This is a genomic window from Brevundimonas huaxiensis (genome assembly GCF_014218725.1).
GTDB classification, from domain to species: Bacteria; Pseudomonadota; Alphaproteobacteria; order Caulobacterales; family Caulobacteraceae; genus Brevundimonas; species Brevundimonas huaxiensis.
Genome location: NZ_JABBJE010000001.1, coordinates 1,002,644 through 1,024,898, shown reverse-complemented (window position 1 = coordinate 1,024,898; position 22,255 = coordinate 1,002,644). Strand labels below are relative to the sequence as shown.

The 22,255-nt window shown below is 63.8% G+C and carries 20 protein-coding genes and 1 tRNA gene; 14 read left to right on the top strand and 7 right to left on the bottom strand.

The features are described 5' to 3' along the window. Positions 1-390 precede the first annotated feature (390 nt). From HF680_RS05170 to HF680_RS05155, 4 genes are all read left to right on the top strand, one after another. Positions 391-717 carry a hypothetical protein gene (locus tag HF680_RS05170; protein ID WP_185224269.1) on the top strand — a complete coding sequence of 109 codons (327 nt, stop codon included), beginning with the start codon at positions 391-393 and terminating at the stop codon, positions 715-717. Continuing rightward, on the top strand, positions 717-902 hold the full coding sequence (locus HF680_RS05165; RefSeq protein WP_185224268.1) for a hypothetical protein: 186 nt from the start codon (positions 717-719) through the stop codon (positions 900-902). Before HF680_RS05170 ends, HF680_RS05165 begins: the two co-directional genes overlap by 1 nt. Positions 903-1,151: 249 nt before the next feature. Beyond that, positions 1,152-3,584, top strand: coding sequence for a virulence-associated E family protein (locus HF680_RS05160; protein ID WP_185224267.1), 2,433 nt, complete (start codon positions 1,152-1,154; stop codon positions 3,582-3,584). 529 nt (positions 3,585-4,113) lie between these two features. Further along, positions 4,114-5,154, top strand: a complete 1,041-nt coding sequence (locus tag HF680_RS05155; RefSeq protein WP_185224266.1) for a DUF4917 family protein — start codon at positions 4,114-4,116, stop codon at positions 5,152-5,154. 45 nt (positions 5,155-5,199) lie between these two features. On the opposite strand, the gene HF680_RS05150 is transcribed toward HF680_RS05155, so the two are convergent. Then, on the bottom strand, positions 5,200-6,615 hold the full coding sequence (locus tag HF680_RS05150) for a reverse transcriptase domain-containing protein (RefSeq protein ID WP_185224265.1): 1,416 nt from the start codon (positions 6,613-6,615) through the stop codon (positions 5,200-5,202). Positions 6,616-6,948: 333 nt separating this feature from the next. Between HF680_RS05150 and HF680_RS05145 the strand changes: the two genes are divergently transcribed. Further along, the gene (locus tag HF680_RS05145) at positions 6,949-7,530 is read left to right on the top strand and encodes a recombinase family protein (RefSeq protein WP_185224264.1); all 582 of its coding nucleotides are present in this window, start codon (positions 6,949-6,951) and stop codon (positions 7,528-7,530) included. 278 nt (positions 7,531-7,808) lie between these two features. Here the strand turns inward: HF680_RS05145 and HF680_RS05140 are convergent, their stop codons facing one another. Continuing rightward, entirely contained in the window at positions 7,809-9,641 is a 1,833-nt protein-coding gene (locus HF680_RS05140) for a site-specific integrase (RefSeq protein ID WP_185224263.1), read from the bottom strand. A 99-nt stretch (positions 9,642-9,740) separates the two neighbouring features. Continuing rightward, positions 9,741-9,816, bottom strand: a tRNA-Lys gene (locus HF680_RS05135). A 157-nt stretch (positions 9,817-9,973) separates the two neighbouring features. Between HF680_RS05135 and HF680_RS05130 the strand changes: the two genes are divergently transcribed. Continuing rightward, positions 9,974-11,386, top strand: coding sequence for an amino acid permease (locus tag HF680_RS05130; protein WP_185224262.1), 1,413 nt, complete (start codon positions 9,974-9,976; stop codon positions 11,384-11,386). Then, positions 11,386-11,739 carry an Hpt domain-containing protein gene (locus HF680_RS05125; protein ID WP_185224261.1) on the top strand — a complete coding sequence of 118 codons (354 nt, stop codon included), beginning with the start codon at positions 11,386-11,388 and terminating at the stop codon, positions 11,737-11,739. The genes HF680_RS05130 and HF680_RS05125 overlap by 1 nt, the downstream gene beginning before the upstream one ends. A 214-nt stretch (positions 11,740-11,953) precedes the next feature. Here HF680_RS05125 and HF680_RS05120 read toward each other — a convergent pair whose 3' ends face one another. Both HF680_RS05120 and HF680_RS05115 read right to left on the bottom strand, forming a co-directional pair. After that, a complete protein-coding gene (locus HF680_RS05120) occupies positions 11,954-12,286 on the bottom strand; it encodes a chorismate mutase (protein WP_185224260.1) in 333 nt (110 codons plus the stop codon). 40 nt (positions 12,287-12,326) lie between these two features. Beyond that, positions 12,327-13,154, bottom strand: a complete 828-nt coding sequence (locus tag HF680_RS05115; RefSeq protein WP_185224259.1) for a ferredoxin--NADP reductase — start codon at positions 13,152-13,154, stop codon at positions 12,327-12,329. Positions 13,155-13,262: 108 nt separating this feature from the next. Here HF680_RS05115 and HF680_RS05110 point away from each other — a divergent pair, with 108 nt between their 5' ends. The 6 genes from HF680_RS05110 to egtB all read left to right on the top strand — a co-directional run bounded on the left by HF680_RS05110 (position 13,263) and on the right by egtB (position 21,261). Beyond that, positions 13,263-15,512, top strand: coding sequence for a S9 family peptidase (locus HF680_RS05110; RefSeq protein ID WP_185224258.1), 2,250 nt, complete (start codon positions 13,263-13,265; stop codon positions 15,510-15,512). Further along, entirely contained in the window at positions 15,446-16,939 is a 1,494-nt protein-coding gene (locus tag HF680_RS05105) for an amidase (RefSeq protein ID WP_185224257.1), read from the top strand. Before HF680_RS05110 ends, HF680_RS05105 begins: the two co-directional genes overlap by 67 nt. A 72-nt stretch (positions 16,940-17,011) precedes the next feature. Beyond that, positions 17,012-17,290 (top strand): SemiSWEET family sugar transporter, encoded by a 279-nt coding sequence (locus HF680_RS05100; protein ID WP_185224256.1) that lies wholly within the window; start codon positions 17,012-17,014, stop codon positions 17,288-17,290. 86 nt (positions 17,291-17,376) lie between these two features. Continuing rightward, positions 17,377-17,682: an SCP2 sterol-binding domain-containing protein gene (locus tag HF680_RS05095; RefSeq protein WP_039243606.1), complete on the top strand. Its 306-nt coding sequence runs from the start codon at positions 17,377-17,379 to the stop codon at positions 17,680-17,682. Between the two features lie 105 nt (positions 17,683-17,787). Further along, complete coding sequence (locus HF680_RS05090) at positions 17,788-18,999, top strand: acyl-CoA dehydrogenase family protein (RefSeq protein ID WP_185224255.1); 1,212 nt, start codon at positions 17,788-17,790, stop codon at positions 18,997-18,999. A gap of 102 nt (positions 19,000-19,101) precedes the next feature. Beyond that, positions 19,102-21,261: an ergothioneine biosynthesis protein EgtB gene (gene egtB / locus HF680_RS05085; protein ID WP_185224334.1), complete on the top strand. Its 2,160-nt coding sequence runs from the start codon at positions 19,102-19,104 to the stop codon at positions 21,259-21,261. Positions 21,262-21,344: 83 nt separating this feature from the next. Here the strand turns inward: egtB and HF680_RS05080 are convergent, their stop codons facing one another. Next, positions 21,345-21,566 carry a con-10 family general stress protein gene (locus HF680_RS05080; protein ID WP_039243609.1) on the bottom strand — a complete coding sequence of 74 codons (222 nt, stop codon included), beginning with the start codon at positions 21,564-21,566 and terminating at the stop codon, positions 21,345-21,347. A 116-nt stretch (positions 21,567-21,682) separates the two neighbouring features. Then, positions 21,683-21,844 (bottom strand): hypothetical protein, encoded by a 162-nt coding sequence (locus HF680_RS05075; protein ID WP_185224254.1) that lies wholly within the window; start codon positions 21,842-21,844, stop codon positions 21,683-21,685. A gap of 103 nt (positions 21,845-21,947) precedes the next feature. On the opposite strand from HF680_RS05075, the gene HF680_RS05070 reads away from it, so the two are divergent. Further along, the gene (locus tag HF680_RS05070) at positions 21,948-22,241 is read left to right on the top strand and encodes a hypothetical protein (protein ID WP_185224253.1); all 294 of its coding nucleotides are present in this window, start codon (positions 21,948-21,950) and stop codon (positions 22,239-22,241) included. Positions 22,242-22,255 lie beyond the last annotated feature (14 nt).

Genomic DNA, 22,255 nt, shown 5'->3' with positions numbered 1-22,255 from the left:
CCGCCCCTTGGGGCTGACGCCGCAGGCGTTCGGCCGCCTGGCCGACGCTCCCAAGCCTGTTTTGCGGCTTGGCGTCCGAGGCCTCCGGTGGTCGCGGACGGCGGTTGATTTTTGGATCGGCGCGCGCCTGGAAGAGGCTCGTCGTGAAGCCGCCCGGCAGGCGGTTCGGGAATCGATGACGTGACGACGCCGTATCAGCGCCAGCCGCCTCGCGAGCCGGAACCGTCCCAGGTCACCTCGTTGGCCGCCAAGCTGGAGCGTGACGCCCTCATTCTTCACAGCCAATTTGCGCCTGGCTATGGCGGGTTGAGCGGCCGTCAGAACGCCGTCGCTGGCTTCGGTAGCCGCCCTGTCCAAGCGAGGCTCCGCCTCCTAGTTGAGCGGCACCTTATGAATTCGCTGCGCCTGGGCAGTCACGGCGACATTGAAGTCTGGTGCGACTATCCCGACGACGAACGGCCGCTTGACGAACTCTATCCCAACGCTTTGGTGATCGGACGACAGGGAGCGGAGCCAGTGGTTGTCCCCCTCATGTGGCCCTGCCGAGGGCTGAAGACTCTAGGGTTCGGGGCCGCTGCGCCGATCACCACCGAGCCCACTACCGTGATGCTGGGCGCCAGCGACGCCGGGGAAGCCCTATTGACGGTGGTTTGTCAGATTGTCGCCGCCGCCGTGATCGCCTTGGACGGCGGCGACGCCGCCATGGAGGCCGCGTGATGTGCCATCAGCCCGTCAAGCCCAGCCGGGGGCGGCGGTTTCCGAGCCATCGCTTCCCTGACGGCGGCTTGACCATCCCGATGCCGCGCCCGCTGACGATCCCGACGCCGCATCGGTCGCCGCCGTCGAAGCTGGTCGAGACTTTCGACGGCGAGCCCGCCGCGTCGTGGGACACCCCCGCCTAGCCCGCACCCTGACACGGGAATTCAGAAACCCCTCAACTCACAGGGTTTTCCGATTCCACCGCCTACCCAATCGGGTTAGGATCATCTCATTCCTCGCCTGCCGGTGGCTTTCCCCGGCTGGCGATGGCGATCCATCGCAAGCCCCAACCCTCGCGTGAGGCCCTGCCGCGCGCCTGGACCCGCTCGCCTCAATCCCATCTCAACAAGAACGCCCGCCACCGGTAGGACGGCGACGGCGAAGGACCTTCTATGATTCCGCACTATAGCCCCCCGGCGGGGATCAAGGAATCGCGCGCCCATATCGGCGGCGAGCCCACCAACTTCAACTACGACCCAACGTCGCCTCTTCTCGCGCGGACGATTCAGTTCAGTGCTGGGCATGGCCGCAATGCACGGACCTGGGCACCGCGCACGGACACCCTGGGCGACCTGTTCGGCCTGCTGACCGATCACCGCGAAGACCGGCGCAAGGATGGGCTGGCGGTGGTCTTCGCCGACCTGCCGAAGGGACCGCGCAAGAAGGCGCTAGCCCGCTCCGTCACGGCCATCGCCCTCGACCTCGACGCCGGAGTTGACGGTGCCGACGTTGACGAGGCGATCGCTGACCTGGGCGTCCTGGCGGTCCGACACTCGACCCACAGCCACACCGACGGCCATCCCAAGCACCGTGTCGTCATTCCTCTGCTGGAGGCGTTCGACCTTGTGACTGAAGGCGGTGGCGACCAGCAGCGTGGATGCGAGGCGTGGGCGCGGGTTCCGGTGGCCTTGGGCGAACGCCTGGGGCTGGAGATCGACAAGGCGTGTGTCGATCCGTCCCGCCTGTTCAATCTGCCCCGGCGCAAGCCCGGCGCGCCCTACGAGGTGAGTGTTTTCGGTGGCAACCTGTTTGACTGGCGTTCGCTGGATTTGGCACCGCTGTCGGTGAAGAAGGCCGCCAAGACCCCCGCGACGTATCTAGGAAAGAAGTTGCTGCGTTGGGCTAAGAAGCACGGTAGCGGCTTCCAGATCGCCGACGCGATTGAGGCCTACGCCGACGACAGGGTGCAGGGGCGTAACAGCGAGAAGCTGACCGTCGTATGCCCTTTCGACCATAACCACAGCAACGCCGGTGCCGCCGACGATCAGGGGTTCTTTGTGGTCAACGGTGGCGAAGGTAACGGGGGCGGGTTCGTCGCCTATTGCTCTCACAATCATTGTCGAGACTACGAGCGTCTGGACTTCCTGGGCCAGATGGTCGCGGCGGAGTGGTTTCCCGCCGATGCGCTGGAGTCGGATGACTTTAATCCGGTGATGGAAGGTGAAGAGGCGAAGGCGGCGCCGGAAACGAAGCGGCGCAAGAAGCGGCCCGTCAGGACCGAGGAGTGGATGGATCGGCTGGTTCTCACTGACAAGGGTTGTATCCTCTCCAATCTTCCGAACCTGCAACTGATCGTCGAGAACGATCCGCGCACCGCTGGGGTCGTGGGCTTCAACACCTTCACCGGCGAAGTCGTGCTGCGAACGGTGCCGGGGCGCAAGGAGGGGGCTGGAGTCCAGCTTGCAGGGCCGGATTGGACCGTCCGCGACGAAATCAACGGCGACCTGTGGTCGGACGCTCAAGACGACATGCTGAGGGCGATGCTGGAGGCGTCGGAGGACGAAGGTGGTTATGACCTTCGGGTCACGGATCGCGACCTGGGGGCGGCCGTCCACCTCGCTGCGAAGGGCAACCAATTCCATCCGGTCCAAGGCTATTTGAGCGGGCTTGTCTGGGACGAGACGCCCCGCGTTGGGGCCTTGTTCGTCGACTACCTGGGGTCCGACGACGACGCCTACCACCGCGAAGCGGCGCGGTTGATGATGGTGGGCGCGGTCGCGCGGGCTTTCGAGCCGGGAATGAAGATTGACGAATCAGTGATTCTTGAAGGTCTCCAGGGCAAGCGCAAGACGACGTTCATCGAAACCCTCGCAGTGAATTGGTATGGCGAACTGGACGCAGCCATGGATGACAGCAAGGGATGCGTCGAACAGATGCAGGGCTGTTGGATCGTCGAGTTGGGCGAACTGACCGGCTTGGCGAAGGCGGACGTGCGCCGGGTCAAGTCGTTCCTCTCCCGGCACACCGACAAGGCACGCCTCGCCTACGCGCGCCGGGCGCGTGAGTTCCCCCGCGCCTGCATCTTCATCGGCTCGACCAACGATCAAGCCTACCTCAAGGACCCCACCGGCGGGCGCCGGTTCCTGCCGGTAGCATGCAAGGTCGCCGGGACCATCGACATCGAGCGGCTGCGCGGCAACATCGGTCAACTGTGGGCCGAGGCCGTTCATCTTTACCGCGAGATGCGCGACGCCCAGCCCACCGGGCGCTTGCCGTTGTGGCTGTCTGACCAGGCTGCCCGTAAGACCGCCCAAACGCTCCAGGCGAGCCGCACCATCGACACGGCGGACGACATGCTCACCGGTCAGATCGAGGACTGGTTGGTCAAGAACAACAAGGACCGGGTCTGCCTGCGCGAGGTGTGGGAGGTGGCGCTTCTGCGCGACCTCGACGCCTACACCAACGCCTGGGCGGCGGCCTTGGGCCAGATCATGCGTTCGCTGCCGGAATGGGAGGCGACGGGGACGCGGGAGAGTTTCGAGGGCTACGGTCAGCAGCGCGCGTTTGCGCGGACGCCGAAGCCTTCCGACGAGGGCGACGCCTAGACACGTCGAACCTGTCTAGAAGCCGTCTAGGGGGCTGTCTGACCGGCAGCCCCTTGTTCTTATTCACTTATCCCTGCTTCTAGACAGATAGACGGGTATTCAGTGGTTAAAAGAGAAGAGGAGTGGGGAGAGCCACACACGCTCACGCCTGACGTATGAGCGGGATCGCGCACCTTGAGAAGTGTTGGGAAACGCGAATTCGACTGTCTAGCTGTCTAGTTGTCTAGCCGCCGTGTCGGATTGGTGACCCTTCCCACTGCCCGCCATCAAGGAGCAGAAGGAGAGGTCGCAGGCTTTGAGGAAGGCCGAGGCTGCGTTCCAGGGGGCAATGTCAGGAGCCCGTGCTGATTTGGAAGTTGCTTATGCGACTTTCGAGTAGGTCGCGACGACCCAGCATTACCCTCATTTGCCTGGCGCTGCTGGTGCAACTCAACCCCAGGGGGTGAATGGCCGCTTTTCCGTTTGCCTCAAACCGTGCAACGATAGCCCTGTGCAAGCCCGGATATCGGCTTACATATGGGGGCAGACATTGGTTGATCTAATTGATTACAGCGACGTGCACGAGGCCCTTCAAGGTTATCGTAACCGCTATCTAGTTCTGGGGAACGGCTTCAGCATCGCGCTGTTTCCAAGGATTTTTACGTACGGATCGCTATATCAAAACGCCGATCTGGACGATGTTCCGCACATCCGCGCAATATTCGAAGCGCTGAGAACGGAAGACTTCGAAATAGTAATCCGGTATCTCGTCAGTGCAGCGAAGATAGTGGCGATCTATGAGGGTACTGATTCTCCCCTCGCCATACAACTCGCGAAAGATGCCGACACTCTCAAAGAGATTTTGGTTTCAGCAATTGCTAAGAGGCACCCCGACCGACCCTACGACGTGGACGAGGGTTGCTATAGGGCCTGCAGAGAGTTTTTGAGCGATTTTGGGCACATATACACGTTGAACTACGACGTGCTACTTTACTGGACGATGATGCAGAGCGAGGTCGACGAGATCGACCTTAAGCCTGATGATGGATTTAGACATCCTGAAGATGTTCCGGACGCGCCATGGGTGTCTTGGCAGCAAGCCCACAGCCCTTCGGTTCACTATCTCCACGGTGCCTTACATCTATTCGACATTGAGACGGATATTGTGAAGTATACGTGGTCCCGCACGGATGTCCCGATTGTTGAGCAGATACGCCAATCGTTGCGGGAAGAAAAATATCCGCTATTTGTTGCTGAAGGTACAGCCGTCAGTAAACGGCAGAAGATAATGCACAATGCGTACCTTCATAAGTCTCTCCGAAGTCTGGAGGGGTGCGCGAACGTGGCGGATAGTGCGATAGTAGTGTATGGCCACTCATTGGCGCCAAATGATGATCATGTCCTAAGGCTGATTGAGCGCGGCAAGGCGTCGGCGCTGTTCGTCAGCATTTATGGTGATCCTGATGCGGCAGACAATAGAGCGATCATATCTAGGGCAGAAAAGATGGCAGAGGCACGTCTGGGGAAGCGTCCGCGTAGTCCTTTGAGTGTCGCATTCTTCGATGCCGAGAGTGCGAGAGTTTGGGGGTAGGGGGCGGAGCGTATCGATCAGTACCTGTTCGGCTGTTCGGAAATCTCAGGATTTCAGATCGGCGCGGCTAGGCCCGGCAGGGGCAGGCGGCAGCGCTCCCTTATAGTAGCGCTGCGTCATAGCCTTCCAGTGTTCCTCGAAAACCGGCACGTGATTGCGCAACTGACGTTTAATCTCCGGCGCGCCTAACTCTCTCGACGCTCTGTAGGCGTACTGGACGAAGTTCCACGCATCGCCCCAGTGGGTAAAACGCCCGATCAGAACACGCCTCCGAAGTTGAGTGACAGGAATTTTGTCACGAGCCGCAGCCCGCACATACCGTCTGATGTTCGACTTCATCCGCGCGTAGAACACCCTCATGCTCTCGGAACGGATCAATGTCTTAGACCCGTCGAAGGTGAAGCCGAGGTACTGGAGAGGGCTGCCAACACAGACCAATTGGCCGTCTTTTTGAACGAAGGTAGATACACAGGTTTTGTCGTCGTTCATCTCCAGGCCAACGCTGGTCAGTTGTTCTTGCAGAATGTCTATCGCCGCGCTCGCCGCAACCGGACTGGGCATCCGTATTGCGATGTCGTCACTGTAGCGACGGTAGGAACCGCCCCGCCCCGACACCCACGTGTGCATAAACTGGTCAACGTCGATCATGTAGAGATTGGCGAATCCCCCAGACAACGGCGTCCCCTGAGGAATCCCGTACGGATTAGGGTTCCGCTTGATGATCGGCCGGACATCGCGGCGAAAGGCGTCGATGTCGCAGATGCGACCGCCACCAAGTCGCCCAAGCTTCGCCTTTAGTGCTTCGATCTCTACGGAATCGAACGCCGTCATTCGGCGGTAAACCGCGTGCCAATCCGGCGGCAGACGTGAACTGCCGATGATGTCGCCAAGGCGGGCTTTCAATAAATCATGCCGCAGCCGGTCGAAAAACTTGGACACGTCCACGCAGATGACTGTGCCACCACCGCACTGCCGGATTTCGTCGAACAGCGCACCCGCGAACGGGACGTTGTATCCGACGCCGCTTCGGTAAGCCAAAACGCTATCCGAAATGCCACGATGCCGAAGGGCATCTTCATAGGGTACGGCAAGCTTTCGCGCGTAAATGCCATACAGCGCGGCATCGGCATGAGCGGCATACTTGATGTCGCGCGGTTTCGTTTTCACTTCCGGCGGGAAAACGGAGAAATCTACGGTCCGTCTCGTCTTTTGATAGGCAAGAAGGGGAAAGAAAGGGTGCGCTGCGACTTCCGCTTCAGAGCGTTCAAAGGTGCCCAGGGCGTTATCGTCTAGCGGATCGTCGAAATGAGGATAGCGCCTAGCCTTTAGAGGCTTCGTCGTTACGCGCCGGGGGTGGGTGCCGTTCAACCCGTCGCGCCCCCCGGCTGCTGTTACGATGATGTTCCGGCTTTCACCGGCCACGGTGTTAACATCTTGGCGTACAATCGTACGGCCGGTCATGGAGACCTCATCATGCCCATTGGGCACTCTGCGATCTGGTGCAAGCTGATCGTCGCATTCGCGAACATCGTTCTTGCGTCCATTAACCAATCCCCCTCAAGTCCAGCGAACTCATCCTGAGGCAAGCGGGACTGTGTGCTGATTCGCCGTCGGGCAGCAAGGCGGAAACGTTAAGATTGTGTGGAACGTGTTGCGAGTCGCCTTGGAGCGCAAGCCCGGAGTGCGCAGGTCCAAAAGTTGTAAGTTGATAGCTAGGCGCAAAAGATACTGTTGACTCCAAAATGAGCCGCCCTTATGAGCCACTTACGGCCCAAATGTAGCGGAGGGTAACTTATGAGCCATCGGATAGCCTACTACCGGGTGAGCACCGGCGATCAGTCCATTGACGCCCAGCGCCACGCTTTGGGCGGCGCGTTCGATCAGGAATTTTCCGACATTGGCGTGAGCGGAGCCGTGCTGGCGAAGGACCGCCCCGGCTTTGCCGATCTGCTGACGAAAATTAGGACTGGCGATACCCTCTACATCTACGCCGTGGACCGCTTGGGCCGCGACGCACTGGATATTCAAACCACCGTTCGCGCGCTGCTGGAGAAGGGCGTCACCGTCGAAATCCACGGCCTAGGGCCGATCGGACGAGGCGTGGGCGAGTTGATCCTTGCCGTGCTCGCCCAGGTGGCGGACATGGAGCGCCGTCGCATCAAGGAACGGACTGACGCGGGCCGGGCCGCCGCCCGCGAGTCCCTCGCCGCCACCGGCCGGACCCACCGGGGCAAGGAAAGCCTAGGCCGCCCCATGGCCCAGGATGCCGCCCAGGTCGTGGCCTGGAGGAAGGCGAACGGCGCCAGCATCACCGCGACGGCCGCGCACTTCGGAATCTCCCCCGCGACGGTGAAGCGCTACTCGGCGGCGGCGTGATCCGGCTCCTTCAACTCGCCCTCGCCTTGACGGTGATTGCCCTCTTGTTGCGACCGGCGCCCCTGGGGTGGGGGCGGAATAATTTCGGCCCTGGAGGGACCCTTGGCGGGGGTGCCCTTCCCAATTTTCGCCCCGGCGCCAAGTGGGGCCGGATCGAATTGCTGTTACAACGTATCATTACGTTGTAGCGCTGGCGAAGGAGGACTCGCCGCCAGTGATGCGCTTACGGGCGGGCACCCTGGGATGGCGCCCTAAGTGCGCCAGTGGCGGCGAGTCAGCTACAGCCGGAGCGCGCCGAAGCTGATCCGTGCGAGGTGATCGTGGAGATCGAGGATTTCGTCCAGGCCATATTTCTCGCCCGTCGAACGCTTCGCCCAGCCGCCAATTGCGTCGAGTATTTCCCGAGATAGCCCAGCAGTCCGGCCGCGCTGACGAAGACCATGGCGAAATGAGTGGAAAACAATGGCGGGATCGACGGAAACAACGTCGTCCAACACAGTGCCGAACCACTTTGAAAAGTGGTGCGACCAATCTCCTTTGTATGGCTTAATCTCAGGAAAGAGGCGCTCCGACTTGTCCTTCCTGCGCTGGGCGACGAAATCCTTAAATCCAGCCTCGACCAGGAGCGGGTGAACAGGGACGAAACGCTCACTGTTGAGCGTCTTGAGGCTCTTGCTATGGTCACGCCGACCTTCGGCGTCGAATTCGCTCAGGTCGAGATAGACAACGTCTCCGTGAACCTTAACGTCGGTGGTTCTTAGCTGGCACAATTCCGACAAGCGACAGCCGTTGAGCGCGAGGGCGGGGACCCAAAACCTCGCAAGACCTTCCGCCTTATATTGCGACAAGTGGCCGAACAGCTTGACCAACTCAGCGTCTCGGAAACCGCGCCGCCTCACGCTGTCCTGGGGCTTCCCTGCTAGGCCTTCGAACGGGTTCTGGTCCGCCCAGCCCTCGCGTTCCTTAAGCGCCCAATTCCAGACCATGGCGGCATTGGTCATGTAATTTTTGACGCTGTTGTGGGTCAGCCTTGGAAGGTCGTCCTTGTCCGCGCGCTCAATGGCTTCAGCTAGAGTCACGTCCGGCCCGAACCGTTTGACGGCGTTCGCTGGGACGTGCTGGAGCGCTTGATGCACCCGCCGTGCATCGTCGCGGCGGACGGCGCGCACCGGCGTTTCGTCGCCCAGGAACTCCCTGATAGCCCGAAAGATCGCCTTGGACTCCTTGACGGCCGCCTCGCCCCGCGCGGCCTTCGCCGCCGCCAAATAGGCGTCCAGCAACTCGCCCACAGTCCTGTCGCCGTGGCGGACCTCGTATGCCCCCGGCGCGGGCGGCACCACCGGCGCCGGGGCCGCGTGGTCCGACATGATCGTGAGGATGCGGGCCGCGAGACGCCGCTCCACCTCTTCGGCCTCAAGCACCTCGCGCATGGCGCGGGCGAAGGCGCGGCGAACAGCAGATCGGACTCGGTGGTCAATGGCGCCGACCGCCTGTGTCAGGGCTTCGTCGAAGCCCTGCACGTCCCGCCACGCTTCATCCCCGGTCTCAGCCGTCCGAAGGCGCTCGATACGCCGGAACGTCTCAGGCGGTGGTGTAACATCCCGCGACACCTGCGGCCGGTCCCTGAAATACAGTCGCGCCCATTCCGGCCCGCCATGATCCAGCCCAGGCGCCGGGGGAGCGCGGTCTGTGGGATGAACTGCGAACGCCGTGAATTCGAGGATGGCTATATCAACGTCATAGCCCTGCGCGCGCGCGATGGCGCGTTCGCGCCAGTCCTCGATCCTGGCGAGGACGGCCGCAACGTCCTGCGGGTTGCCGGTAGCGCGGAGGGCCGCGATGGCCCGTTTCCATTCCGCCTTGATAGCCGCGCCGACCCGTTCGGCATCTTCCTGATCGCGTCGCCGCGTCGTCCGCACCAATTCGGTTTTTGGCTTCCCGTCGGCGCGGACAAAGAGCGCCCGGCGGGGATCATCGACGGGCAGGGCGGCGACGATGGCGCGCACGTCGGCGGGGACGGCCATACGGACGTTGGCGGTTCGGCCGCCCAACTCAACCCACTCGCCGCCGACCTTGCGGCGCGGGCGGACAAGCCCCTTCTTGGTCGCCATCAGCTACCCCGAATTTGGATAACATTTGGATAACCCATGCGGCGCGCAAAGCCAATGGCTGTGGGCCTTCTTAGCGATTCCAATGGGTTGGAAAGACGATGGTGGGTGATCACAGGTTCGAACTGTGGACCCGCTGATTAAGAGTCAGCTGCTCTACCGACTGAGCTAATCACCCACACCGATCGTCGTGTCTTCGGCGGGGCCAACGCCATCGCCGAAGGGCGCTCCTACTACCCAGCGGTTCGGGGGTTGGCAAGCGCTTTCGCAAACTTTCTGCGGCGGAGTATGGTCCGCGTGGAATCAGCCGCAGCAAGCGTCGGGGAGTGAACAGCATGGCCTTCTGGAACCGGCGTCGATCGATCGATGCGATGATGGCGCCGCACGACGGACCGCGGCTGAAGCCGACGTTAAGCTGGCCGCACCTGCTGGCCCTGGGCGTTGGGGCCATCGTCGGCACCGGCATCCTGACGCTGATCGGGGTCGGGGCGGGCCTGGCGGGCCCGGCCGTGTTGATCAGCTTTGGCCTTGCGGGACTGGTCTGCGCGTGCGCGGCCCTGGCCTATGCCGAGCTGTCGACCATGATGCCGACGGCGGGCAGCGCCTACACCTATTCCTATGCCGTGCTGGGCGAGTTGATCGCCTGGATCGTGGGGTGGAGCCTGATCCTGGAATATTCGCTGGTCGTCAGCGCCGTGGCGGTGGGCTGGTCCGGCTATGCGGTCGGTTTCCTGAGCGGGCTGGGGATCGATCTGCCGACGGCGCTGGTCGCCGGGCCGCATGCCGGGGGAATCATCAACCTGCCGGCCGTGGCCATCATTGGAGTGGTGACGGGCCTGCTCCTGCTGGGCACCAAGGAGAGCGCGACGCTGAATGCGGTGCTGGTCCTAATCAAGATCGCGGCCTTGGTGGTGTTCGTCGCCATCGCCCTGCCGGCGTTCAAACCCGAACATTTCACGCCTTTCATGCCCAACGGCTTCGGTGCGCCCTTCGTCCAGACCGGGGTGATGGCCGCGGCGGCGATCATTTTCTTCGCCTTCTATGGTTTCGACGCGATCTCGACGGCGGCGGAGGAAACCAAGAAGCCCGAGCGTGACCTGGCCATCGGCATCGTCGGCTCGATGCTGATCTGCACGGCGCTGTATCTGCTTGTCGCGGCCGCAGCCATCGGCGCGCGGCCGGTCGCGACCTTCGCCAGCAGCCCCGAGCCTCTGGCCCTGATTCTGCGTCAGATGGGGCAGGGGACGGCAGCCCAGTGGATCGCCGCCGCAGCGGTGATCGCGCTTCCGACCGTCCTGCTGGCCTTCCTGTTCGGCCAGAGCCGCATCTTCTTGGGCATGGCGCGCGACGGCCTATTGCCGCGCCGCCTGGCCAAGGTGTCGAGCCGAGGCATGCCGGCGGTGGTGACCGTGTTCACCGCCATCGTCGTGGCGATCCTGGCGGGGCTGCTGCCGCTGGACGAGTTGGCGTCGCTGGCCAACGCCGGGACGCTGGCGGCCTTCTGCTCGGTCGGAGTTTGCCTGATCGTGTTGCGCATCCGCGAGCCCGGTCGCAAGCGGGTGTTCAAGGCGCCGCTATGGCCGGTCGTTGGCGCGGTCAGCGTGATCGGCTGCCTGGTCTTCTTCTTGAGCCTGAAGCCGGTGACGCAGATCGGCTTTGTCGTCTGGAACGTGGTCGGCGTGGCGATCTATCTGCTGTGGTCGTCACGGAACTCGCGCCTGGCCAAGGGCGAGGAGACGGCGGCCTGATGGCGCTGCGCGATCTGACGGGCGCAGTCGATTTCGGTGTGCTGAACGGCATGACGGGCGGGGACGACGCCATCAACGAGGAGGTGTTGGGCCTGTTCGTCAATCAGGCCGGCCTGTGGTCCGTCATGATGGATCCCAAGGTCGAGGGCTGGCGCGACGGGGTCCACACGATCCGAGGCGCGGCGGCGGGCATCGGCGCGCGCGACCTGGCGGCGATCTGCGCCGAGGCGGAAGCGGTGGATCAGAAGCTGGCTGCGCCGGCTGTGGAGCGGGTGCGCGATGCGCTGGAGGCTGCGCTGGCCGATGTCGCGGCCTATCGGCACGAACTGATGCTGCGCGGTCTCAAGGGCTGAGGCGAAGCGGATGAAATTGCACTGCACTCCGAAAACGCGTGCAAAATACAAGAAAGTGCAATTTCGGCAGGCGAGGCGCGTCGCGATGTCAAAGACCGGCCGCCCATTATACGGCGCCCTGAAAGAGCGGCGGGGTGAATGACGCTGCTGCGACCCAATCGGTTGAAACTAGGCCGAACTTTCTTCGCGTATAGGATGGCAGGCGTGCGCCGTCCTAGCTGCGAGTCCGGTCGTAGGTGGCGAATTCGTGGGCGATGCAGCGGTCGATGAGCAGGCGCCAGACGGGTTCGGCGATGTCGGGCGACAGGTTGTGGGCCTCGGCCGAGGCCAGAACCTTGGCGACCACGTCATCGATCCGGGCCTGGTCGAAGACGGCGTCGCGGTCGGGCTTGATGCGGGCGGCGGCGTCCATGTAGCGCTGGCGCTCGGCCAGCAGGGCGACCAGAGCGCGGTCCAGGGCGTCAACGCCTTGGCGGACCTCGGCCATGGACTGGCATTCGGACGGATCGACGCGGGGATCGACGGCGACAAGTGCAGGCTTTGACATGGGCGTGGGGTTAGCGGGTCGCGCCGCCCAAGCCAAGTCGTCAGCCGACGAAGGCCCGCTCCAGCACATAGTCCGCCGGTTCGGCGTTGGAGCCTTCCTTCAGGCCATAGGTCTCCAGCAGTTCGCCGGCTTCCTTGATCATGGCCATGGAGCCGCACAGCATGGCGCGGTCGCGGGCGGGGTCGAACCCTTCGGGCAGGCCCAAATCGCGGAAGAAGTCGCCGGACTTGATGCGGTCGGTGATGCGGCCGGGCGTCTCGAAGTCCTCACGGGTGACGGTGGGGTAGTAGGTCAGTTGCGCCTGCGCCTCTTCCCCAATCAGGGGGTCGTCGTGGATCTCGCGGGTGAAGAAGTCGCGGTAGGCGAGGTCGGCGACGCTGCGGACCGTGTGGATCACATAGACATGGCCGAAGCGGGAATAGGTCTCGGGGTCGCGCGCGACGCTGAGCCAGGGCGCCAGACCCGTGCCGGTGCCGATCAGGAACAGGCGCTCGCCGCCGGTCAGGGCGTCCAGCACCAGGGTGCCGGTCGGCTTCTTGCCCATCAGGACGGTGTCGCCAGGCTGTATCTTTTGCAGGCGCGAGGTCAGTGGGCCGTCGGCGACCTTGATCGAGAAGAACTCCAGCTCCTCGGCCCAGCAAGGGCTGGCGATGGAATAGGCCCGCAGGACAGGTTTTCCCGGTACACCGTCTTTGGCTTCGCCCGGCAGGCCGATCATCACGAACTCGCCCGAGCGGAAGCGAAAATCCTCGGGTCGTTTGACGCCGAAGCTGAACAGGCTGTCGGTCCAGTGGCGCACCCACAGAACCTCCAGCTCGTTAAACGGACTGGCTTTCACGGGGGCGGGGGAGAGGGCGGCGTCTGTCATTGTGCGTCTCTCTAATCTGAGAACCCCTCGCAGGGAAGGACAAGCCTTTCACTCGGCGTCGACATTTCCTCGTGACGGCTTGCAGAAGCACCGCTAGCGTCCCGACCCATGCGCACCCTTCTTCTCGCCTCGACCATCCTCCTGTCCGCCAGCTCGGCGCTTGCGCAGGAGACGCCCTCCAACATCCTGACGCCCGAGCGGGTGTTTTCCAGCCCCAGCCTGAACGGGCCGGTGGCCAAGGGGGTCAGCCTGTCGCCTGACGGCCAGTTGGTCGCCTTCCTGCGCTCGCGCGAGGACAATGTGGATGTGCAGGACCTGTGGGCCGCGCCGACGGGTGAGGGCGAACCCTACAAGCTGATCGACGCACGGGCCCTGGTCCCCGACGCCGGCGAACTGTCAGAGGCCGAAAAGGCCCGGCGCGAGCGGATGCGGATCAGCGCGCGCGGCGTGGTCGAATATTCATGGGACCAGCAGGGCCGCTACATCCTGGCGCCGCTGGAAGGCGACATTTTCCTGGCGAACCGGGCGGACGGCAAGGTGCGCCGCCTGACCGAGACGCCTGCCGACGAGATCGACGCCAAGGTGTCGCCGAAGGGCAGTTATGTCTCCTATGTCCGCGATCAGAATCTGGTCGTCTATGATCTGGCGAGCGGCAAGGAGACGCCGATCACCGACGACGGCGCGGGCCTGATCACCTGGGCCACGGCCGAGTTCATCGCCCAGGAGGAGATGGATCGCGACACCGGCTACTGGTGGAGCCCCGACGAGCGCTACATCGCCATGACGCGCGTGGACGAGAGCCCGGTCGATATCGTGCCGCGCTTCGAGATCACCGGCGGCGGCGCGACGATGGTGGAGCAACGCTATCCTCGCGCGGGCCGGCCAAATGCGGTGGTCGAACTTTATGTGCGTGACCTGCAGGGCGGGGGACGGGTCAAGGTGGACCTGGGATCCAACACCGACATCTATCTGGCTCGGGTGAACTGGTCCGGCGACGGCAAGACCCTGTACGTTCAGCGCCAGTCGCGCGACCAGAAGACTTTAGACCTGCTGAGCGTCGATCCGATGACCGGCGCATCACGGGTGATTCTGAGCCAGAAGGCGCAGGCCTGGGTCGATCTGAACGACGACTTCCGCGTCCTGTCGGACGGCCGTTTCATCTGGTCCAATGAGGATTCGGGCTGGCGGCACCTGTATCTGTACGACCGCAACGGGCGTCGCCTGCGGGCCATCACGCGCGGCGACTATCCGGTCAAACATCTGGACGGCGTCAACGAACAGACCGGCGATGTCTATTTCACCGCCTCGATGCGCGACGGCAAGGAGCTGCCGATCGAGCAGCAGATGTTCCGCGCCAATCTGAACCGCACGGTCGATCCGGTCGCGGTGACGCCGGGCGGCGGCTGGTGGACAGTGTCGGTGAACGGGCCGGCGACGGCCTATGTCGGCAACTATTCCGACCCGGCGACGCCGACGCAGTCGGCCCTGTACCGTATCGACGGCACGCGCGTGCGCTGGATCGAAGAGAACAGGCTCGACGCCAACCATCCGTTCGCCCCCTATGTCTCGCGCCTGCGTACGCCTGAGTTCGGCACGATGCAGAGCCACGGCCAGACCCTGGTCTGGCGCATGACCACGCCGCCCGGCTTCGATCCGTCCAAGAAGTATCCGGTGGTGATGCAGGTCTATGGCGGCCCCGGCACCGGGGCGGGCGTGCAGAAGAGCTGGCAGCCGCTGACCAACCAGTTGCTGACAGAGGCGGGCTACATCGTCTTCCGCGTCGACAATCGCGGGGAAGGCGACCGGTCGCAGGCGTTCGAGACCAGCATCTATCGTCGCTTGGGCATTCCGGCGGTCGAGGATCAGGCCCAGGCCGCGCAATGGCTGAAGACCCTGCCTTACGTCGATGCCGACCATATCGCTGTGATGGGCTGGAGCTTCGGCGGCTTCCTCAGCCTGCTGACACTGACGGACAAGGACGCCGGCCTGGCCTCGGCCCTGGCGGGCGCGGCGCCGACGGAGTGGAGCCTGTACGACACCCACTATACCGAACGGTATATGTCCACGCCCCAGGCCAATCCGGAGGGCTATGCCGCCACCGACGTCCTGCCGCGGCTGGATGACATGACGGGTCGGCTGCTGCTGCTGCACGGCATGGCCGACGACAACGTCATCTTCGGCAATGCGACGCGCGTCATCGACGCCTTGCAGGCCAAGAGCGTGCCGTTCGAGATGATGCTCTATCCCGGCCAGCGGCATGGCGTCCGCGGCGATCCGAGGCAACTGCAACAATGGCGCACCTATCTGGACTTCCTGGACCGCACGATCGGCAAGCGAGCCGAACCCAAGGCCGACTGATCCTGGCGGCTGCGGTCGCGCTGGCCCTTGCGGGCTGCGCGACCGGGCAGGGCGCCTATCCGACTGCATCCGCCGTGGTCGCGGCGGGGCAGGCGAACGACAGCGCCCATTCGGTGCTGGTCTGGAGCGCGACATCACCCAGCCGGGGCGTGTCGGCGATTTCCGGCATGTCGATCCTGCTGAAGGACAATATCGAGACGGCGGACATGCCGACCACCGCCGGTTCGTTGGCGCTGGCGAACAACGCGCCGGGACGGGACGCGCCGCTGGTCATGCGACTGCGCGCCGCCGGGGCCGTGATCGTCGGCAAGACCAATCTGTCGGAATGGGCGAATATCCGCTCGTCGGACTCGATCAGCGGCTGGAGCGCTGTCGGCGGCCAGACGCTGAACCCCTACGATCCCGCACGCACGCCGTGCGGATCATCCTCCGGCAGCGGGGCGGCGGTGGCGCTGGGGCTGACGCCGGTCGCCATCGGAACGGAGACGGACGGGTCGATCACCTGCCCGGCGTCGGTCAACGGCGTGGTCGGGTTCAAACCGACCGTGGGCCTGGTCTCGCGCACCCACATTGTGCCGATCAGCCACTCGCAGGACACGGCCGGGCCGATGGCGACGACCGTCAGGGATGCGGCCAGGGTGCTGACGGTCATCGCCGGGTCCGATCCGGCCGATCCGGCGACGGTCGAGGCCGATGCGCGCAAGGTCGATTACGCCGCCGGGCTGGACGCCAATGCGCTGCGCGGTGCGCGGATCGGGGTGATGCGGTTCCTGAAAGGCTACTCGCCCGAAACCCAGGCGGTGTTCGAGCAGAACTTGAAGGCCCTGCGCGATGCCGGCGCCGTGCTGGTCGACCTGCCAGACGGCCCGGATGGCCGGGTCATAGGCGCGGCCGAATTCAAGGTGCTGCTCTATGAGCTGAAACACGATCTGAACGTCTATCTGGCCTCAACCGACCCGCAGCAGGTTCGCACTCGCACACTGGCCGAGGTCATCGCCTTCAACGCCGCCGAACCGCGCGAGACGGTGCTGTTCGGTCAGGACATCTTCGAGCGCGCCCAGGCGATGGGGGATTTGACCGACGCTGACTATCTGGAGGCGCGCGCAACCTCGCTCAGACTGGCGGGGCCGGAGGGCATCGATCGATTGATGAGGGACAATGGCGTGATCGCCCTGATCGCGCCCACCACGTCGCGCGCCTGGACCAACGATCCCAAGGACGAGGACGACATGCAGGGATCGGCCAGCCAGCTGGCCGCCGTCGCCGGCTATCCGCACCTGACCGTGCCGATGGGCTTTGATCGGGGAATGCCCGTGGGAATCAGCTTCCTCGGCGGGAAATGGGACGATGCGCGCATCCTTTCGCTGGGTTACGCCTTCGAACAGGTGACCCAGGCCAGACGGCCGCCGCCTGGCGTTCGACGCTGACATCCTCTGGGGCGGCCGCCGAGAGAGCGGCATGTGCAGATTTAGCCTGAACGTCACGTCGACGATCGCAGCATGAGCGACCTGATCGCCAATATCGTCGGCTCAGCGGCTGCGATCTGCTCGATCACCAGCTTCGCGCCCCAGGCGGTCAAGATCTGGAAGGACCGCGACGCGTCGTCGGTCAGCTTGAAGACCTACTCCCTGACGGTGACCTGCTTGGTGCTGTGGGTCGTCTATGGCGTCATGACGCAGGCCTGGCCTGTTACGGTCGCCAACGCCTGCGCCCTGGTGATGGCGTCGGGCGTGCTGGTGATGAAATGGCGGTTCCGCGACGGCGATCCGGAGAAGTGATCAAACCTTTCCCCGACGTGATCTTGGCGCCCCCGCCGATGCGGGCTAACCCGTAGTCCACAACGTCCAACAGGGAGACGCCCCCAATGCCCGATCTCGCACAAGTCACCGAACACATCCGCGGCGCCGTCGGCGACAACTCCGGCCTCGGCAAGACCGTCAAGCTCGACCTCGGCGACGAGGGCAAGATCTTCATCGACGGCGCCTCCACGCCGAATACGGTGACGAACGAGGACAAGCCCGCCGACGCCACCGTCTCGATGAAGTGGGATGACTTCATGGCTCTGTCGGAAGGCAAGCTGGATCCGATGATGGCCTTCATGCAGGGCAAGCTGAAGATCGCCGGCGACATGATGATCGCCCAGAAGCTGGCTCCGCTGCTGAAGCGCTGATGCCGGTCTGAACGACCAGTTATGGCGGCGCGGCTCCCGACCAGGGGCCGCGCCGTTTTCGTATCGAGCGCTCGACAGAAGCGCGAACGGGAAAGAGGAAACGACATGGACTTCAAACATTCCGACCGCGCCCTGGATTGGCACGCCCGCGTCCGTCGCTTCCTGGACGAGCAGGTCATCCCGCATGAAGCCGAATATTTCGCCCAGGTGCGCGAGGATTCGAACCGTCAGCCGCCGGTCATGGAGACGATGAAGGCGGCCGCGAAGGAAGCTGGACTGTGGAACATGTTCCTGCCCGGCGAACACGGAGCGGGTCTGATGAACCTGGAATACGCGCCGCTGGCCGAGATGATGGGGCGGCATCTGTGGTCGGCCGAGGTGTTCAACTGCAACGCCCCCGACACCGGCAATATGGAGGTGCTCCATATGTACGGGAACGCCGAGCAACAGGCGCGCTGGCTGAAGCCCCTGATGGCGGGCGAAATCCGTTCGGCCTTCCTGATGACCGAGCCTGAGGTCGCCTCGTCCGACGCGACCAACATCCAGACCCGGATCGAGCGGGACGGCGACCACTATGTCATCAATGGCCGCAAATGGTGGTCGACAAACATGGGCCATCCGAATCTGGCCGTGACCATCGTCATGGGCAAGACCGACCCGGACGCCGCATCCCACGCCCAGCAATCGCAGATCATCGTGCCGGCCGACACGCCGGGATTCCGCGTCGAGCGGATGCTGTCGGTGTTCGGGTACGACGAAAAGCCGATCGGCCATGCCGAGGTCGTGCTGGAGAACGTCCGCGTGCCGGTCGAGAACCTGATCGCGGGCGAGGGCAGGGGCTTCGAGATCGCCCAGGGGCGGCTTGGGCCGGGCCGTATTCACCACTGTATGCGCACCATCGGAGCGGCCGAGCGGGCGCTGGAACTGATGGTCACGCGGCTGCTGAACCGGACGGCGTTCAAGAAGCAGTTGGCGGAACACTCGGTCTGGGAACAGCGCGTCGCGGAGGCTCGCACCAACATCGAGATGTGTCGCCTGTTGGTGCTGAAGGCCGCCTGGATGATGGATCAGGCGGGAGCCAAGAACGCCCGCTCCGAAATCGCCCAGATCAAGGTCGCTGCGCCGAGGATGGCCTTGCAGATCATCGACGACGCCATTCAGGCGTTCGGCGGCGCCGGTGTGTCAGGCGATACGCCTCTGGCCGAGCTTTACGCGGGTGTCCGCACTCTGCGCATCGCCGACGGCCCGGATGAGGTCCACAATCGCACCATCGCGCGGTTGGAATACGCCAAACATGGCGGCCGTCCCATGCGCTGAGGTGCGGTTTCGGACACCAAGTCTTTGGGAACCTTGGCCTTGTTGGTGCGTTTCCAATCGACTGACAAGGCGCTGGGGCTGGTGTCGGACGGGACAGCTGACATGAATGCGCGCTCCGAGCCCGACCCGCGGGTTGCGTCAGACGTGGCGCGGTTCAAGGCCGTTCGCGCGCGCATGATCGCTCTGGCTGAAGGTTTGTCTGCCGAGGATCTGTCAGCTCAGTCGATGGCGGATTGCAGCCCAGGGAAATGGCATCTGGCGCACACCAGCTGGTTTTTCGAGGCGATGATCCTGTCGTCCGATCCCGGACACCAGCCCGTCGATCCGCGTTTTCAGCAGCTGTTCAACTCCTACTATGAGGCTTTGGGCGAGCGGGTCAGGCGGGACCAGCGCGGGCTGATGACCCGTCCGTCCGTCGATGAGGTCCTGGCTTATCGCCGAGAGATCGACCGCCGGGTGATCGCCTGGCTGGCGCAGGGTGAGACCAGCGGCCATCAACGCTATCTGTTCGAGCTGGGTCTGCACCACGACCAGCAGCATCAGGAGCTTTTCCTGATGGACATGCTGAACCTGTTGTCGCGCTCTCCGCTCGACCCCGCCGCCTATGAGATCGAGCCCAGAGTCGAGACGCTCCAGATCAGACGCGGTGGAACGGTGGCGTTCGACGGCGGTCTGGTGACGATCGGCCATGACCAATCGGGCTTCGCCTTCGACAATGAGGGGCCTGCGCACCGTGTCTGGCTGGAGCCGTTCGCTCTGGCTGCGGATTTGGTGACGAACGGCGAGTGGATCGCCTTCATCCAGGATGGCGGCTATTCGCGTTCCGACCTGTGGCTGTCGGACGGCTGGGCGACAGTCAAGGCTGAGGGCTGGACCGCGCCGCTGTACTGGCGTCGCGAGGATGGCGACTGGACCGTGATGGGTTTGACGGGGCGTACACCTGTGGATCCTGCCGCGCCGGTTCGCCACATCAGCTTTTATGAGGCCGACGCCTACGCCCGCTGGGCCGGCAAGCGTCTGCCGTCCGAGGCGGAATGGGAACATGCCGCCGCCTCCTCGCCTGAGGCGTTTTCGAACCTGGCTGGCGAAGTGTGGCAGTGGACGTCCAGCGCCTATGGGCCCTATCCCGGCTTCCAGCCGACGCCGGGCACCGCCGCCGAATACAACGGCAAGTTCATGGCCAATCAGATGGTGCTGCGGGGCGGATCGTTCGCCACGCCGCCGGGCCATGACCGCATCACCTATCGCAACTTCTTCTATCCCCAACAGAGGTGGGCTTTCATGGGTTTGAGACTGGCTGAAGGCCGGACCGTGGCGCGCGACGCCGCCGCGGACGACGCCCAAACCGCCGCCTTTCGAAAGGATATGATCGAAGGGCTGTCGCGCGCGCAAAAGGCCGTGCCGCCGAAGTGGTTCTATGACGCAGATGGGTCGCGCCTGTTCGAAGACATCACCGTGCTGCCCGAATACTATCCGACCCGGCAGGAAATGGCGCTCTTGCACGATCGCGCGGCGGAGTTGACGGCCGACTTCGGCCCCGATGCGGTGCTGGTCGAGTTTGGATCCGGCGCCAGCGAGAAGACGCGGATCTTGTTGGACGCCGCCACGGACCTCGGCGCCTACGTTCCCCTCGACATCAGCGAGAGCGCTCTGATGGACGCCGCCATTCGCGTCCGCGCCGACTATCCGACGCTGCGCGTGCAGCCGGTTCTGGGGGACTTCGAGCATTTGGCGCCGCTGCCCGATGACCTGCCGTCGGGGCGGCGGATCGGCTTCTTCCCCGGCTCGACCATCGGCAATCTGCAACCGGACGAGGCCGAAGCATTCCTGGCCGCGGCGCGTCGGATGCTGGGCGAAGGGGCGTTGTTCATTCTGGGCGTCGATCTGGTCAAAGACCCTGCGATCCTGGTCGCCGCCTATGACGACAGCCAGGGCGTGACGGCAGCCTTCAATCGCAATGTTCTGATCCGCGCCAACATCGAGCTGGATGCTGATTTCGACGTGGACGCCTTTGTTCACCGCGCCGTGTGGAACCCGGACGCCTCGCGTATGGAAATGCATCTGCAAGCGATTGCGCCGACGACCGCGCGCATCAGAGATCGGACATTCGGCTTTATGACCGGCGAGACGATCCACACCGAAAGCTCGCGCAAGTTCACGCCTGAATCGATCCAGACCATGGCGGCCGCCGCCGGCTGGACGGTCGTCCGCATCGACACCTCTCCGGCGCCGAGCGTGGCCTTGGCGGTCCTGCGCGCCTGAGCCGAATGCGCGGCTGATCGCGGACAAGAAAAAGGGCGGCGCATCGATCGATGGGCCGCCCTGTTTGTATCTAGTCTTGCCGACTATTGCCCGTCGGCTGCGTCCGCATCTTTCTTGGTACCGTGCGACGCCTCGCCACCCTTGCGGCCGGCCTGTGCGGCAAGGCTGCGATCTTGGGAGAAGCTACGTTTTTCGCTGGGGACGCTTGCGCCCCCTTTGCGCGCGATCTCGCGCTGACGTTCGGGATCCATGGAGGCGAAACCTCGCTTGGAAACGCCGGAGGGGCGTGTGGGTTGGCTGTCCATCGTGTTCCTTTCAGTGCTGCCGTTGCGCTTGCTGAAGTGAACCCAGTGACTCGGTGACGGTTCCGTCGGGAACTCGGTTTTACTGTCGCGATCCTCAAGCGCGCGTGAGTTTGACTTCAGCCAGCGCCGTAAGGCCGCGAATCACCTTCGCCGGCACCATCCGGTTCCATCGGCGGAACTTCATCGGGGGTGTCTGAAGGCTGTATTTCCGGCTGCTGCGCCGGTTCAGGCTGGATTTCGGGTTGCGGCGTGGTCGGAGTGGGTTCGATATAGGTCATGAGCGGCTCCTTGTGCGATCAACCAACGCACCCTGATCGCCCGCGTTCAAAAAGGAACCATGGGTCGCAACGCCGGTTTGTTCAGCGAAGCACGGAGATCGACATGACCAACACCCCGATAAGCGCGACATCACCCGACGACATCGTCCTGGAGGACGATGACCTGACCCAACGTCTGGACCGACAGGCCGACGCAATTCTCGCCCAAGGCGAGGGCCGCAGCTTTGGCAAGACCACGTCGGTCCGTCAGGCCGTCAGAGAAGATGCGGGCCTGGTCCGTGAGAAGATTTCCGGACGCGTTCATCGCGTGCAGGAAGACATTCAGGACAATCCGATGAAGGCGGCGCTCTACGCATTGGGCATCGGCGTCATCATCGGCATGATCCTGCGGCGCTAAGCCACACGATCAGC